Source organism: Vibrio porteresiae DSM 19223 (genome assembly GCF_024347055.1).
Lineage (GTDB): Bacteria > Pseudomonadota > Gammaproteobacteria > Enterobacterales > Vibrionaceae > Vibrio > Vibrio porteresiae.
Genome location: NZ_AP024895.1, coordinates 2,362,454 through 2,376,862, shown reverse-complemented (window position 1 = coordinate 2,376,862; position 14,409 = coordinate 2,362,454). Strand labels below are relative to the sequence as shown.

Sequence of the window (14,409 nt, the reverse complement as noted above, 5' to 3'; positions counted from 1 at the left end):
TTGGATGGCCTTTAGCATGAAAAACGAGACGCTATTTTGACTTTTTCTGTTTGTCACAGGTCTCTTGAGTGATCAGCTGATCGACTAACAAAGTGCCACGACTGTCGCGCATCTTAATACGATAGCTTATCCCTGTAGTGAGGTTTTCCATGATCGTGGTGTTGTTGCAAAACGCTTTTTCACTGTTAGTGAGCACTTCTTGAGTGGACTTGGCATTGGGCGCCGAGTTGTTGTAGACCATCATCATTTCAATGGTGGAGCCTTTGGCATTCGCACGCATGATATGTAAAGGACCGTATTCCAACGGCAATTCCGAGGCGAGTAAAGCGGCACGGTTCGTTGCAATCATTTCAAGTGTTTTTTCTCGTTCACTGTTGGAGCTACAACCCGCCAACAGCACGCCACTGAGTGCAATCACACCCCAAGTGCTTATTTTCATACTAAAATACTTTTTTAAATGGTTTTACAATAACGTTAGCATAGACGCCTGCTGCGACGTATGGATCCGCATCTGCCCAAGTTTTTGCTGCTTCGAGAGAAGAGAACTCGGCAATGACGGTTGACCCTGTGAAACCGGCTTCGCCTGGGTTATCAGAATCAATGGCAGGCATTGGTCCTGCAGTTAGCAGACGACCTTCATCTTGTAGGTCTTGTAGTCTGGCTAAGTGCTGTGGTCGAACGCTCATGCGTTTTTCCAAAGAGTTGTCTACATCTTGTGAGAAGATTACATACCACATATCGCTTTCCTTATAGCTAAGTCCATAGGCTAAGTCACATCGTCGATGGAACTTTACTCTACTTTACGCTTGTTTAAGAGTCATGTCAGAGAGTTCGGTTCCATTACAATGGTTAATGTACTGAAAGTTAACCGTATTCCAACCATCTAATGCCAATAAGTGTGATCAGCTGCCGACGTTTATTGCACGAGGTCGTCCATTGGCGTCAATTGCCACGTAGTGGAAAGTCGCCCCACAGACTTGGAAACGGTCATGTACGCCATCTTCTTTTACCGGTTTCACCCATAGTTCAAGGTTGATGGTCATTGACGTGCGTCCAATCTTCACACATTCACCGTAACAACACACTACATCACCGACTTTCACTGGCTTTTGAAACGTAATACTAGAAACCGAAACGGTAACGATACGGCCTGCTGAAATTTCTTTCGCTAGAATACCCCCAGCCAAATCGAGCTGAGACATAATCCATCCGCCAAAAATATCACCATTTGCGTTGGTGTCAGCCGGCATAGCCAGAGTGCGAAGTAGTAATTGGCCTTTAGGTGAATTCACTTCTTGAGTCATTTTATCATCCGCAAAAAAGAAAACAGCGACCCGCCGGTCGCTGACAAGAGCTTGGATTATAACAAAAATAAATGTCGTGAATCATCCGTTAAATGCGGTGTAAATGACGCTTATTGTTGAGAATCTTTCTGTTCTTTAGGCATATGTTTATAAATGTAAATACCCGTTAGCAGGGTGTAAACAAAGGTCGCAACTAACAGGCCGAACACTTTAAAGTTCACCCAAACATCCAACGGGAGACGATACGCCACATAGATGTTGATGATGGCACAGGCGACAAAGAAGAATACCCACGCCCAGTTGATTTTTGCCCATACAGCTTCAGGTAAGACTAACTCTTTCCCTAGCATGCTTTTGATGGCTGAGCGCCCCATGAGATGGCTAATCGTTAGACCTAAAGCAAACACAACGTAAAGGATAGTCACTTTCCATTTGATGAAGTCAGCATCGTGTAACACGATAGTCATGCCACCAAATACCGCGACCAAAGCAAAGGTAATGAGCTGTATTTTTTCAAGTTTTTTGTAGACTAGGTACGTAATGCCGATTTGAGCTGCGGTTGCCACAATCAATGCGCCTGTCGCGACGTAAATATCGTAAAACTTGAACAGAGCAAAGAAGATAATCAGAGGAATAAAGTCGAGCAATTGTTTCATTTAGGTATACATCCAGTCTAAACACTAGTGACAGTCTAACCAAATACGGCCAGTTGCAAAACTCTTATAGACATTTGGAAACAAAATAGTTCACTAACGTCGCATTAATGGTGCAATTTGGAATAAAAAAGCCACTCCGAAGAGTGGCTTTTCATCAAGATTGAGTGTCGTCCAGATTACGCTTCTTGGCTATTTAGCGCTTCTTCTGACTTTACTGCATCTTCCTCTTTGATCATTGCATCAACGATCAACGCACAAGCCGCATCACCAGTGATGTTTAGTGCGGTACGAATCATGTCGAAGATACGGTCAAGAGCGAACAGTAGTGGTAGACCTTCAATTGGAATACCAGCTGCAAGTAATACCGCTACAACAAGGAATGATGGTCCAGGTACACCCGCTTGACCTACTGCGCCTAGTGTTGCTGTCACAACGATCGCTGCGTATGCACCAATACCTAGGTCAATATGGAATAGCTGAGCAAAGAAGATAGCGACTAAACCGTAGTAAATCGCGTTACCTGACATGTTGATGGTTGCTCCCAATGGCAGCACGAATGATGCAGTTGAGTTGCGCACACCTAGCTCATTTTCACAAGTGTCCATGTTCACTGGTAGTGTTGCCATAGAAGAGGCAGTCGACAGTGCCACAGCTTGTGGTTTTTTCATTGCTTTAATGAAAGTACGAGCAGAAGTTTTGGTGAAGAATTGAATCATCAGTGGGTAAACGATGAAGCCGAAAATCGCAATCGCCGCTACGTAAACGATGAACAGTTTAAACACCACCATCAACGCACCAAAGCCAAAGGTACCAACGGCTTCAGCCATCAGACCAAATACGCCAAGTGGTGCAATGATCATCACTTTGTTGATCATCCAAACCATTGAATCAACAATAGTATTTACGCCGTTAATGATCGGTGCACGTTTTTCTTTTGATTGTTTAGAAACCGCAATACCGAAGAATAGGCAGAATACCAAGATTTGTAGAATGTTAGCGTCGTTCAGTGATTGGAAAACGTTGGTTGGGATCATACCGATAACGGTTGCCCAGAAAGTTGGCAATTCACCTTTAGAAGCGTATTCAGAAGAGAACATTCCTTCTACGCCAGACACATCTACGCCAATACCAGGTTGGAAGATATGACCCATAACAAGGGCAAGAACAACTGCAAGTGCAGAAGTGACAGCGAAATAAAATAGTGTAACGAAACCTACTTTACCTGCTGACTGGCTATCACCTAGGCCAGCTGCACCTGAAATTAAAGCGACAGCGACTAGTGGAATAACCAACATCTTAATTAAGTTAATAAAGATGCTACCTAGAGGAGCGAACATAGAAGCATCATGCCCCATGACACCACCGACAACGGTACCGATGATCATGGCGATAACAACTTGCACGCCAATGTTGCTTAGCAAACTCTTTTCCTTTAACACTTCCGTAACCTCTGTGCTAATAATTGTTAATTTCCTAGTGTTCCCCACTAATTGTCAGTCCATTTGTGGGGATTTGTTTTGCATTTGCTTTGTACACTTTTAGGGCTTGGTTGGCAATACAAAATAGTCAATAACTTGTCATTACCATGAATTTCTGTTGATTTTTGACGGCTTTTTATTCAATGGAAAACGTTTGCGTTAAGTTGAACCATAATGGGGAGGCTGATTTGAACTGTGTTTGACCAAATTTTATGCTTTTTAACGTACGCAAATTGGTTAAAAAAACAGGCCAAAGTACTTTCACTTTGGCCTGTTTAAAATATGAACTAATTTAGGGATGATTAATTAAAGCGTTGCGGCCTTCATGTTTTTAACGAAAGTGTGCAAATTATTTAACAATTCATCGGGTTTCTCGGCGTTGTTCTCAATAATCTTGACCACTGCTGATCCTGAAATGGCACCTGCCGCACCTGCTTCTAATGCTTGTTTAACTTGCTCTGGAGCAGAAATACCAAAACCAAGCAGTGCTGGTGGCGCATTGTATTGCTGCAAACGATCCAACATCTCATGCACAGGCATTTGTGCTTTGGTTTCTGTACCGGTTACCCCAGCACGCGAGAGTAGGTAAGTGTAACCGCCACCAAGGGTGGAAACCTGTTCAAGTGTTTGCGCTGTAGCACCTGGAGGCGCAATGAAAATCGGTTTAATGCCATGACGGTTAGCGGCTTCCACAAACGGTTGGCTTTCACCGGTTGGTACATCAGCAACCAGCACCGAATCAACGCCCGCTTCTTCACAACGGCGATAAAAATCATCGATGCCGCGTTTGAACACCAAGTTTGCATACATGAGTAGGCCAATTGGCGTTTCTGGGTTAGCTGCGCGAATCTGCTTAATTAAATCAAAGCAAATGTCAGGGTTCGTTCCAGCAGCTAACGCACGAATGTTAGCCTGCTGAATGGTTGGGCCATCGGCGAGAGGATCGGAAAATGGCATCCCTAGCTCTAGTGCATCAGCGCCGGCATCAATTAACGTTTGCATGATCTTCAGCGACAGATCTGGATTTGGGTCGCCGATGGTAACGAAAGGAACAAACGCGCCCTGTTTTTTCTCTGCCAAACGGGCAAACAGCGATTGATAACGATCCATTACAGCGCTCCTTTCTCATCCAAAATTTTGTTTACAGTAAAGATATCTTTGTCACCACGGCCTGATAGGTTAACCACCAATAGCTGCTCTTTTTCTGGCTCAGCGAACGCCATTTTCAAAGCATGTGCTAACGCGTGAGATGATTCCAACGCAGGAATAATGCCTTCGTGTTGCGCCAATTGTTGGAAGGCGTCTAGCGCTTCATCATCGGTGATATTGACGTAATCAGCACGGCCAGTGGCGTTCAGATACGCATGTTGCGGACCCACTGATGGGAAGTCCAAACCCGCTGAAACAGAATAGGACTCTTCAATTTGACCATATTGGTCTTGCATCATCGGTGCTTTCATACCGAAGTAGATACCCGTAGTGCCATGTTTAAGTGGCGCGCCGTGCTGATGGGTTTCAATCCCTTTACCGCCCGGTTCTACGCCAATCAGACGAACATCGGTCTCTTCGATGAAATCGGCAAACATGCCTATGGCGTTTGATCCACCGCCAACACAGGCAATAACGGCATCTGGTAGGCGACCTTCACGAGCTAAAATTTGGTTCTTAGTCTCTTCACCAATAATACGTTGGAATTCACGCACGATCGTTGGGAATGGGTGTGGACCAGCGGCGGTGCCAAGTAGGTAGTGGGTGGTTTCGTAACTACCAGACCAGTCACGTAGCGCCTCGTTACACGCATCTTTAAGTGTTGCCGAACCTGAATGCACAGGAATCACTTCTGCACCCATTAAGCGCATACGAAATACGTTCGGGCTTTGACGTTCAACGTCTTTCGCGCCCATGTAAACGCGGCATTTTAGGTTAAGCAGTGCACAAGCAATCGCGGTTGCTACGCCGTGTTGGCCTGCACCTGTTTCCGCGATGATCTCGGTTTTACCCATACGTTTTGCCAGTAGAGCTTGACCTAACACTTGGTTCGTTTTGTGCGCGCCGCCGTGCAGCAAGTCTTCACGTTTCAGGTACAGTTTGGTTTTGGTACCTTTGGTGATGTTTTTGGTAAGGGTTAGCGCGGTTGGACGACCTGCAAATTCTTGTAGCAGCTCCATAAATTCGGAGCGAAATTCTGGGTCTTCTTGCGCATCAATAAACGCTTGTTCTAACTGATCCAGCGCGGGAACGAGGATCTGTGGTACATACTGACCACCAAATTCGCCAAAGTAGGCATCTAACTTAGCCATTCTCATATTCCTTGTAAGTCGTCGACATGGCATCCATGTCTTATATTGTTTTTTTGTCGGCTGCCGATGTTCGTCAGCCGCTGTCATTCTTTGCCGCTCGGGCAGGGCGTTATTTAGTGCTAAAGCTAATAGCGACGCAGTGTTTCAAACACTTGTGCTATTTTGCTGCGATCTTTTACGCCAGGTTCTATTTCAACGCCGGAGTTAAAATCTAAGCCGATACAACCGAGTTGGTGAGCTTGTGCCACGTTATCTGGATTGAGTCCGCCGGCTAACATAATGCGCTCTGGCTCGGCTATCACACTCCAATCAAACGCTTTGCCGGTTCCACCAGACTGCTGCCCAATCTTGCTATCGAGCAGATGGCGGTCAACGTCTTGAGCCAGAAGTGTTGGCATCGTTTCGCTCACCCCATAGGCTTTCCAAATTTGCACATTCATTGGCAGGTGTTGGCGTAGCTCAGAAACATAGGTTTGGTCTTCTTCACCATGCAGTTGCACCGCATAAAGGCCTAATTCGCGCGCTGTTGAAATCACGGTTTGCAACGTAGCGTTTTGGAACACGCCAACGAAATGCAATGGCGCGGCTTCTACGACTTCTTGTGCTTGATCTATCGCGACACAACGTTTGGATTGAGGAACAAAAATTAAGCCACCATAAATCGCCCCGGCTTGGTAAGCTGCGACCGCATCTTCAGGGCGAGTCAGACCACACACTTTGTTTTCCCCAAGCAGCACTTTACGAACGGCCAATTCAAGGTTTTCTTCACTCATCAGTGAGCTGCCAATCAAAAATCCGTTGGCGTATTGAGCTAATTCAAGCACTTGTTGATGGGTATAAATACCTGACTCAGAGATGATAATCGTCCCTTCTGGAATCAGCGGTGCAAGCGCTTTAGTGCGATTGAGGTCAGTGGTTAAATCACGCAAGTTACGGTTATTAATCCCAACCACTTTGGCGTTTAAGTTGAGCGCTCGGTGCAGCTCTTCTTCGTTACTGGCTTCAGTCAGAACCCCGAGTCCTAGCTCATGGGCAATCGCAGAAAATTCACGGTATTGCTCGTCATTTAACACCGACAGCATTAACAAAATCGCATCAGCTTGGTAATGGCGTGCAAGGTAAATCTGGTATGCATCAACAATAAAATCTTTGCATAGAACAGGTTGAGTCACTTGGCGGCGCACTTGCGGTAGAAATTCTAAGTTACCTTGGAAATATTTCTCGTCAGTCAGAACGGAAATAGCACTCGCATAGCGGTTATAAACCGAAGCTATGTAATCCAAATCAAAGACGTCACGAATCAAGCCTTTTGATGGTGATGCCTTTTTACATTCCAAGATAAACGCGGTTTCTGGAGTACCTAGCGCGTCATAGAAACTGCGATCTGAACGAGTCAATAATGGCTGAAAGCTCTCTAATGGTTGCTCAGCTTTACGTTGTTCAACCCAGAGATATTTATCATTTACGATCTTAGCCAGTACTTCTGCCATTTGGGCATTTTTGACGGAGATGTGTTCAGACAGTTGTTCAGACATAACTTAACCTCGTTGTGCTAACTGTTGAACCAACTGGAAAGCTTTGCCAGATGCCATGACATCAAGGGCTTGCTGCGCGTTTTGACGTAGGTCTTCTTGACCAAACAGACGTAGCAGTAAAGCTACGTTGGCTGCGACCGCAGCCGCTTGCGCAGGAGTTGACTTCCCAGTCAGTACATTGGTTGCAATCTCACGGTTTTGCTGCGGATCGCCACCTTTAATTTCGTCCAGTGAGTAGGTCGCTAAGCCAAAATCTTCTGGCGTCAGTTCATACTCTTTAATCGTGCCATTGTGGATTTCTGCCACTGTGGTTGTGCCATGAATCGCCACTTCATCTAAGCCCGAACCAAACACAACCGCGGCACGTTTCAGTCCCATTTGTAACATGGTTTCAGCAATAGGGCGAACGAGTTCTTTGCTATACACACCCATTAATTGAATATTTGGGCGAGCAGGGTTAATCAGTGGGCCAAGAATGTTAAAAATCGTACGAGTTTTGAGCGTTTGGCGCACAGGCATCGCATGACGAACGCCACCGTGATATTGCGGAGCAAACAAAAACGCGACACCTAAATCATCTAATGCTTCGCGAGTTGCTTGTGGCTCCATCGCTAAGTTGATGCCAAAGGCATCTAACAGATCAGACGAGCCGGATTTACTCGATACACCACGGTTACCGTGTTTCGCAACTTTCACGCCACACGCGGCGGCAACAAAAGCAGAGGTAGTGGAGATATTCATGGTATTTGAGCCATCACCACCAGTACCAACGATGTCAGCGAAATCGTACTCTGGACGAGGAAATGCTTTGGCATTGGCAAGCAGAGCATTGGCTGCGCCGGCAATTTCTTGTGGTGTTTCACCTTTGATTTTGAGTGCAGTCAGCGCTGCGCCCATCAAAATTGGGTCTACTTCGCCGCGGATAATGTGATCAAATAGCTCATGGCTTTCGTTTTGGGTCAATGATACTTGTGCGTACAATTTGTCGATGATCTGTTGCATGATAACTCTCTCCATGAATTCTTTTTTATGCTTCGTTCTATTCGGGTTCTAGCGATTCAATTGGTTAGGATTAGCGTTTAAGCAAGAGCCCAATCAATCGCTTTGGTTAAGAGTGCTGCGCCTTGAGTGGTCATGATTGACTCTGGGTGAAATTGGAATCCACACACTTTGTCTTGTTCATGGCAAACCGACATCACTAAGCCGTCTACTTGGGCGGTAATGGTGAGCGACTCAGGCACCTTGGTCGCAACCAGTGAGTGGTAGCGCGCAATCGCCAGAGGAGAAGGTAAGCCTTCGTAAATCGGGTGAGAATCGTGTGCCATCATCGACACTTTGCCGTGGACAATTTCACCAGCGCCAGCCACAGTACCGCCGTAGGCTTCAACAATCGCTTGATGACCAAGGCAGATTCCCAAAATAGGCACTTCACCTTTAAAACGTTGAATAATGGCTGGCATTGAACCTGCGGCAGCAGGAGTACCAGGGCCTGGAGAAAGCACAATCAAAGGTTGCTCTAATTGCGCTGTGATTTTTTCTACTGCTTCGACAGTGATGGTGTTGCGATAAACCGCAACTTGGTGGCCAAGAGCGCGAAATTGATCCACCAAGTTGTAGGTAAAGGAGTCGAAGTTATCGATGAAAACGATGTTAGCCATGAGAATCTTCCTTACGCTTGGTGAGCTTGTTGAATCGCGGTAATAACGGCTTGCGCTTTAGTGCGGGTTTCATCCGCTTCTGATTGTGGGTCTGAGTCATACACCACACCCGCGCCAGCTTGGACTTGCGCAATACCGTTACGCACGTAAGCGGCGCGGATCACAATGCAGGTATCCAAATCGCCTTCACCGGTTAAGTAGCCGACAGCACCACCGTAGCTACCACGACGTTCACGTTCCACTTCACGAATCAATTGCATGGCGCGAATCTTCGGTGCACCAGTGAGTGTGCCCATGTTCATGCTCGCTTGATACGCGTGCAGCGCATCCAAATCCGTGCGTAGCTGACCCACAACGCGAGAGACCAAGTGCATTACGTGGCTGTAGCGGTCGACTTTAAGCAGGTCAGCCACATGGCGCGTACCTGCTTGAGAAATGCGAGCCACATCGTTACGCGCTAGATCGACCAGCATCATGTGCTCTGCGGTCTCTTTTTTATCGTTACGCAGTTCAAGTTCAATACGGCTATCTAAATCTGGGTCGATAGAGCCATCGGCACGTTTACCGCGGCGACGAGTACCAGCAATTGGGTAAATCTGTACTTCATTACTTTCGGTTGCGTATTTCAAAGCACTCTCTGGTGATGCACCGAACAGGGTGAAGTTTTCGTCTTGCATGTAGAACATGTAAGGACTTGGGTTGTTGATTTTGAGCTGTTCGTACGCTGCCAATGGAGATGGGCAAGGTAGGAAGAAGCGACGTGAAGGTACCACTTGGAAAATGTCGCCTTTTACGATGTAGTCTTTTAAGTCAGACACAATCGAGCAGAAATCAGCATCTTCAATATTGGTCGTTAGCGGCACTTCGGCTAGGCGTTTCGCCACTTGATGTGACACGCTGTGCTGTGCTTGAGCAATAATGGCTTGCATGCGTTGTTGCAGTGCCAGTTTATGGCTGTTGTCTTGACCAAAAAGCGTGCCTTGCAGATGCGCCGTTTCGGTTTGGTGGTCAATGATCATCAAAGTCTCAGCGACGTAAAACACATAGTCAGGACAAGATGTGGTATCTTTCACGTTACCCAGTGGTTCGAAGTTCGCAACGAGGTCGTAAGCAAACAGACCGCCAAGGAAAATCGCGTGTTTGTCTAACCCAGCTAAATCGAAACTGTGCTGCACCATACGCAAAGCATCAAATGTGGATGTTTGGCGTAAGCGGCTATCTTCGTCTAAGGTTTCATCTGCGTGCGGGAAAGTCAGTGTTAGCGTGTGAGCTTCGGTTTGTTGAGCTTTTACATCGCTTGCCACTTGCTCACTTAGAATGGAGAGCAGAGCAGCACCGTTATCGGTTAGCGCATGCAGAGTCACATCCTGACCGTAGCAAGTGATGCGAACCGCAGCATCAATCAGCAGCAGGCTTTTTAGGTCTTGCTTTGAATCGATTTCAGCAGACTCAAGCAGCAAGCTGTCGGTTTTGTTTTCACACAGCGTGTGGAACAAGGCAGTTGGATTGCGGCGATAGGTCACTGGCAGAGTAATGAGTTCCAGAGCAGCGAGTTTTTTTGTTGTGTTGGCCTTTTTCACAAGACCTCCTTTTCATTCTTTATATTCTTTAAGCGCCAGAGTGAGAGGAGAAAATCGTCATGTTTGTGGTCTCATTCTGGATAAAACAAAGCCCGCTTGGGGGCGGGCTTTGTCGGTTGCATTGGTTATTAAATGTTATGCACACGTCAGCCCACTTGAGTTTGACCAAGTGCGCCACCAAGAGAGTTCGCTGCGAACTGATTGGATTAAGGGTTTATGATTTAGGTTAAATTCTTGTAACATGATAAGCCTTTAACGTGTGTCCTGTATTTGCGTACTAGTAAACTAGTGCAGGGATAAATTGTCAAGCAGAAATTGTAAGCAAACTGAAGAATATGAATATTATTGACCTACATAGCCATACCACAGCGTCAGATGGCCGTTTTACCTATGACGCGCTGATCGACCGAGCCATTGAAATGGGCGTTGGGGTATTGGCAATTACTGATCATGATACGGTCGATGCTTTAGCCGCTGCGCATGACTACATTAAGCAGAATGACAAGCCGTTACAGCTAATTAACGGGATTGAGTTTTCCACCTTGTGGCAAAACAAAGACATTCATATTGTTGGATTGAACATCGATCCAACCCATCCCGCGTTAACCGCGTTGATCGAAGAACAAAAACAGCGTCGCGATGCGCGCGCTGAGTTAATTGCCCATCGCTTAGAGAAAGTGACACGTCCAGGCGTGTTAGAAGAAGTCAAAGAATTGGCGAATGGCGTTGCGCTCACGCGTGCACATTTTGCCCAATGGCTGGTGGAGCAGGGCTTTGCTCCCAATATGCAAAAAGTTTTTAAGAAATACATGACCCGCAATAACCCCGGTTATGTGCCACCAAGCTGGTGTTCAATGGCTGATGCCATTAACGCGATTCATGCGGCTGGTGGTCAAGCGGTACTTGCGCATCCGGGCCGTTATGATCTGACGACCAAATGGTTAAAACGTCTGATTGAAGCGTATGCACAAGCGGGTGGAGATGCGATGGAAGTGTCACAACCACAACAAGCTCCGCAAGAAAAGCGCAACTTGGCTGATTATGCGATACAATACAATCTATTAGCATCTCAAGGTAGCGACTTCCATTACCCATCGCCTTGGATGGAGTTAGGAAGAAATCTCTGGCTACCCGCCGGTGTGGTTCCAGTATGGAACGAGTGGGGAATTGTCCCTAAAGCACCAGTAAATACGCTGGATGATGAGGAATTAGCATGAGCCAGTATTTTTATGTTCACCCAGAAAACCCACAAACTCGCCTGATCAGTCAGGCCGTGGCGATTGTGCGTAATGGTGGTGTCATTGTTTATCCAACCGACTCAGGTTATGCCATTGGTTGTCAGTTGGAAAATAAACACGCATTAGAGAAAATTATCCAGATTCGTCGTTTGAACGATAACCATAATTTCACGCTAATGTGCCGTGATTTGTCTGAACTGTCGATTTATGCCCGCGTTGATAACACCGCATTTCGTCTGTTAAAAAACAACACTCCTGGCGCTTATACCTTTATTTTTAAAGGGACCAAAGAAGTGCCTCGCCGGTTAATGAATGCCAAACGTAAAACCATTGGTATTCGTGTACCAAACAACAAAATCGCCCTAGACTTGTTAGATGCGATGGGTGAACCGTTGATGTCGACTTCGTTAATCTTACCGGGTAAAGAGACCACTGAGTCTGATCCTGAAGAGATTCGCGATCGTCTAGAACATGCGGTAGACGTGATTCTTAATGGTGGATATTTGGGCGAACAGCCCACCACAGTGATTGATTTCAGCGACGATGACATTCGTATTGAACGTTTAGGTGCAGGTGATCCGACACCGTTTGAATAAGGTTCGGTTTCCTAAGGAAGTTTCTCGGTTCTCGACAACGCAATGGATCGCAATAAAACGGATGCTTTTTTTGCGGATATTTGCGATACTACGCGGCCGCGATCTTGGGAATCGCATAATGTTATTCGACGTCTGAGAAGACGACACATAGGTAGATAGATGAGCGAAAAGTTACAAAAGGTTTTAGCACGTGCTGGTCATGGTTCTCGTCGTGAGTTAGAAGCTCTGATTCGAGCTGGCCGTGTGAGTGTTAATGGCAAGGTAGCTGTATTAGGTGAACGCCTAGAAGATGATAACGCCATTGTGCGTATTGATGGACATGCTGTGTCTGTAAAAGCACAAGAAGAGGTAATTTGCCGCGTTTTGGCCTATTACAAGCCAGAAGGTGAGTTATGTACTCGCCACGACCCAGAAGGTCGTCGTACGGTATTTGACCGTCTACCAAAAATCCGTGGCTCACGCTGGATTTCCGTAGGCCGTTTGGATGCAAACACTTCGGGTCTGTTGCTATTTACAACAGACGGCGAATTAGCAAACCGCTTGATGCACCCAAGCCGTCAGGTTGAGCGTGAATATTTAGTACGTGTGTTTGGTGATGTGACTGAAGACAAAGTTCGCAACCTTGTAAAAGGTGTTGAACTAGAAGATGGTATCGCACGTTTTGAGGACATCGTATACGCGGGTGGTGAAGGCATGAACCACACGTTCTACGTTGTGATCAACGAAGGTCGTAACCGTGAAGTTCGTCGTCTGTGGGAATCTCAGGAAACCACAGTTAGCCGTCTGAAACGTGTTCGTTACGGCGACATCTTCCTTGATAAAAAACTGCCTCGTGGCGGTTGGATGGAATTAAGCCTTAAAGACGTGAACTACTTGCGTGAATTGGTTGAATTAAGACCAGAAAAAACCACGATGCTGGGTGACGAAAAAGAGAACACTTCTCGTCAACGTGAACGTTCACGTAGCCAAAAAATCCGTCGTGCAGTTCGTCGTCACGAAGAGCGCATTAACGCTCCAAAACCTCGTGGTGGTAAACCAACAGGTGGTAAATCCGGTGGCAGCCGCGCAACTGCGGGCACAACAACGACAACACGCAATAACAATAACGGCGCTGCAAAAGCGAAGCCAAACAAAACTGGCGGACGCGCTGCAGGTCGCACGCGTTAATTCAAGCGTTCATCTCGTTTAAGAATAAAAATCCCGAGTCAGCAATGACTCGGGATTTTCTTTATGTGCGGAAATTACGGGTCGGATTTTTAATCATCTCAGAACCCACAAGTTGAGCGTATTTGTAGCCGCGACCTCGGTCTGGCTTTCTTCTTCTGTAAAGAGAGTGGGACTAATATGACCTTCTGTATTTAGTTTCTGTGATTTTTAATCATCGCTGAATCCACGGCTCTAGCATATTTATAACCGCGATCTCGAACCGGCTCCCTCCTTCTTTAGAGGGAGGGCGGGGGAGGGAGCATTACGTGCACTGAAGTTACTGTATTCACGTTATTTTTCTAGTTTTTATTAGGTTTTGATAGTTTCGTAACGAATTTAGTGCTAACAAAAGAAAAATCCTATTATTTCGAATTTATATCAAATAATTTATATTTAATTCAGTGTGTTACGGTGAGCCTCTTTAACTTCTGAGCATAATCCCCCCTCTAACTCCCCCCTTAAAAACAAGGGGGGAGAACCAGATCGAGCACGCTGTGTTTGCAGCGATTACCGCTATGTTTGTGAGATTGGATGGATCAAGTAGTAATTGCTGCAGATTGCATTAATTTGGGTTGCGGAATGGTCGCATTTTCACTGTTCTCAGGACTTGCGGCTCGAGCAATTTTGTAACCGCGATCTCGATCTGGCTCCCTCCTTCTTTAGAGGGAGGGCGGGGGAGGGAGCATTACGTGCACTGAAGTTACTGTATTCACATTATTTTGTTAGTTTTTTGTTTGGTTTTGATAGTTTCGTAACGAATTTAGTGCTAACAAAAGAAAAATCCTATTATTTCGAATTTCTATCAAATAATTTATATTTAATTCAGTGTGTTACGGTGAATCTCTTTAACTTCTGAGC

14 protein-coding genes and 1 other annotated feature are annotated in these 14,409 nt (G+C 46.1%); of the genes, 3 read left to right on the top strand and 11 right to left on the bottom strand.

The genetic code is table 11. The features are described 5' to 3' along the window. Positions 1–31: 31 nt before the first annotated feature. The 11 genes from OCV11_RS10905 to OCV11_RS10855 all read right to left on the bottom strand — a co-directional run bounded on the left by OCV11_RS10905 (position 32) and on the right by OCV11_RS10855 (position 10,511). Positions 32–439: a GspS/AspS pilotin family protein gene (locus tag OCV11_RS10905; RefSeq protein WP_261892879.1), complete on the bottom strand. Its 408-nt coding sequence runs from the start codon at positions 437–439 to the stop codon at positions 32–34. A gap of 1 nt (position 440) precedes the next feature. Next, positions 441–737, bottom strand: coding sequence for a YciI family protein (locus tag OCV11_RS10900; RefSeq protein ID WP_261892878.1), 297 nt, complete (start codon positions 735–737; stop codon positions 441–443). 165 nt (positions 738–902) lie between these two features. Next, the gene (yciA, locus tag OCV11_RS10895; protein WP_261892877.1) at positions 903–1,304 is read right to left on the bottom strand and encodes an acyl-CoA thioester hydrolase YciA; all 402 of its coding nucleotides are present in this window, start codon (positions 1,302–1,304) and stop codon (positions 903–905) included. Between the two features lie 110 nt (positions 1,305–1,414). Beyond that, positions 1,415–1,960, bottom strand: a complete 546-nt coding sequence (locus tag OCV11_RS10890; protein ID WP_261892876.1) for a septation protein A — start codon at positions 1,958–1,960, stop codon at positions 1,415–1,417. Between the two features lie 176 nt (positions 1,961–2,136). Beyond that, positions 2,137–3,447, bottom strand: coding sequence for a dicarboxylate/amino acid:cation symporter (locus OCV11_RS10885; protein WP_261892875.1), 1,311 nt, complete (start codon positions 3,445–3,447; stop codon positions 2,137–2,139). 297 nt (positions 3,448–3,744) lie between these two features. Further along, complete coding sequence (gene trpA / locus OCV11_RS10880) at positions 3,745–4,548, bottom strand: tryptophan synthase subunit alpha (protein ID WP_261892874.1); 804 nt, start codon at positions 4,546–4,548, stop codon at positions 3,745–3,747. Then, a complete protein-coding gene (gene trpB / locus OCV11_RS10875) occupies positions 4,548–5,738 on the bottom strand; it encodes a tryptophan synthase subunit beta (RefSeq protein WP_261892873.1) in 1,191 nt (396 codons plus the stop codon). The genes trpA and trpB overlap by 1 nt, the downstream gene beginning before the upstream one ends. Before the next feature lie 125 nt (positions 5,739–5,863). Further along, on the bottom strand, positions 5,864–7,273 hold the full coding sequence (gene trpCF / locus OCV11_RS10870; protein ID WP_261892872.1) for a bifunctional indole-3-glycerol-phosphate synthase TrpC/phosphoribosylanthranilate isomerase TrpF: 1,410 nt from the start codon (positions 7,271–7,273) through the stop codon (positions 5,864–5,866). 3 nt (positions 7,274–7,276) lie between these two features. Further along, the gene (trpD, locus tag OCV11_RS10865; RefSeq protein ID WP_261892871.1) at positions 7,277–8,275 is read right to left on the bottom strand and encodes an anthranilate phosphoribosyltransferase; all 999 of its coding nucleotides are present in this window, start codon (positions 8,273–8,275) and stop codon (positions 7,277–7,279) included. Between the two features lie 77 nt (positions 8,276–8,352). Next, positions 8,353–8,931 carry an aminodeoxychorismate/anthranilate synthase component II gene (locus OCV11_RS10860; RefSeq protein WP_261892870.1) on the bottom strand — a complete coding sequence of 193 codons (579 nt, stop codon included), beginning with the start codon at positions 8,929–8,931 and terminating at the stop codon, positions 8,353–8,355. 11 nt (positions 8,932–8,942) lie between these two features. Continuing rightward, complete coding sequence (locus OCV11_RS10855; RefSeq protein WP_261892869.1) at positions 8,943–10,511, bottom strand: anthranilate synthase component 1; 1,569 nt, start codon at positions 10,509–10,511, stop codon at positions 8,943–8,945. A gap of 82 nt (positions 10,512–10,593) precedes the next feature. Next, positions 10,594–10,697: a sequence feature (Trp leader region), on the bottom strand. Positions 10,698–10,846: 149 nt separating this feature from the next. On the opposite strand from OCV11_RS10855, the gene rnm reads away from it, so the two are divergent. The 3 genes from rnm to rluB all read left to right on the top strand — a co-directional run bounded on the left by rnm (position 10,847) and on the right by rluB (position 13,512). Further along, positions 10,847–11,728, top strand: coding sequence for an RNase RNM (gene rnm / locus OCV11_RS10845; protein WP_261892867.1), 882 nt, complete (start codon positions 10,847–10,849; stop codon positions 11,726–11,728). After that, positions 11,725–12,345, top strand: coding sequence for an L-threonylcarbamoyladenylate synthase (locus OCV11_RS10840; protein WP_261892866.1), 621 nt, complete (start codon positions 11,725–11,727; stop codon positions 12,343–12,345). Before rnm ends, OCV11_RS10840 begins: the two co-directional genes overlap by 4 nt. 159 nt (positions 12,346–12,504) lie before the next feature. Then, the gene (gene rluB / locus OCV11_RS10835) at positions 12,505–13,512 is read left to right on the top strand and encodes a 23S rRNA pseudouridine(2605) synthase RluB (protein ID WP_261892865.1); all 1,008 of its coding nucleotides are present in this window, start codon (positions 12,505–12,507) and stop codon (positions 13,510–13,512) included. Positions 13,513–14,409 lie beyond the last annotated feature (897 nt).

Bases quoted from the DNA above. Each gene is read 5' to 3' on its own strand.
- rnm (WP_261892867.1), top strand. From the start codon at position 10,847: ATGAATATTATTGACCTACATAGCCATACCACAGCGTCAGATGGCCGT.
- trpCF (WP_261892872.1), bottom strand. From the start codon at position 7,273: ATGTCTGAACAACTGTCTGAACACATCTCCGTCAAAAATGCCCAAATG.
- yciA (WP_261892877.1), bottom strand. From the start codon at position 1,304: ATGACTCAAGAAGTGAATTCACCTAAAGGCCAATTACTACTTCGCACT.
- OCV11_RS10890 (WP_261892876.1), bottom strand. From the start codon at position 1,960: ATGAAACAATTGCTCGACTTTATTCCTCTGATTATCTTCTTTGCTCTG.
- OCV11_RS10900 (WP_261892878.1), bottom strand. From the start codon at position 737: ATGTGGTATGTAATCTTCTCACAAGATGTAGACAACTCTTTGGAAAAA.
- rluB (WP_261892865.1), top strand. From the start codon at position 12,505: ATGAGCGAAAAGTTACAAAAGGTTTTAGCACGTGCTGGTCATGGTTCT.
- OCV11_RS10860 (WP_261892870.1), bottom strand. From the start codon at position 8,931: ATGGCTAACATCGTTTTCATCGATAACTTCGACTCCTTTACCTACAAC.
- trpD (WP_261892871.1), bottom strand. From the start codon at position 8,275: ATGCAACAGATCATCGACAAATTGTACGCACAAGTATCATTGACCCAA.
- trpA (WP_261892874.1), bottom strand. From the start codon at position 4,548: ATGGATCGTTATCAATCGCTGTTTGCCCGTTTGGCAGAGAAAAAACAG.
- OCV11_RS10840 (WP_261892866.1), top strand. From the start codon at position 11,725: ATGAGCCAGTATTTTTATGTTCACCCAGAAAACCCACAAACTCGCCTG.
- trpB (WP_261892873.1), bottom strand. From the start codon at position 5,738: ATGGCTAAGTTAGATGCCTACTTTGGCGAATTTGGTGGTCAGTATGTA.
- OCV11_RS10905 (WP_261892879.1), bottom strand. From the start codon at position 439: ATGAAAATAAGCACTTGGGGTGTGATTGCACTCAGTGGCGTGCTGTTG.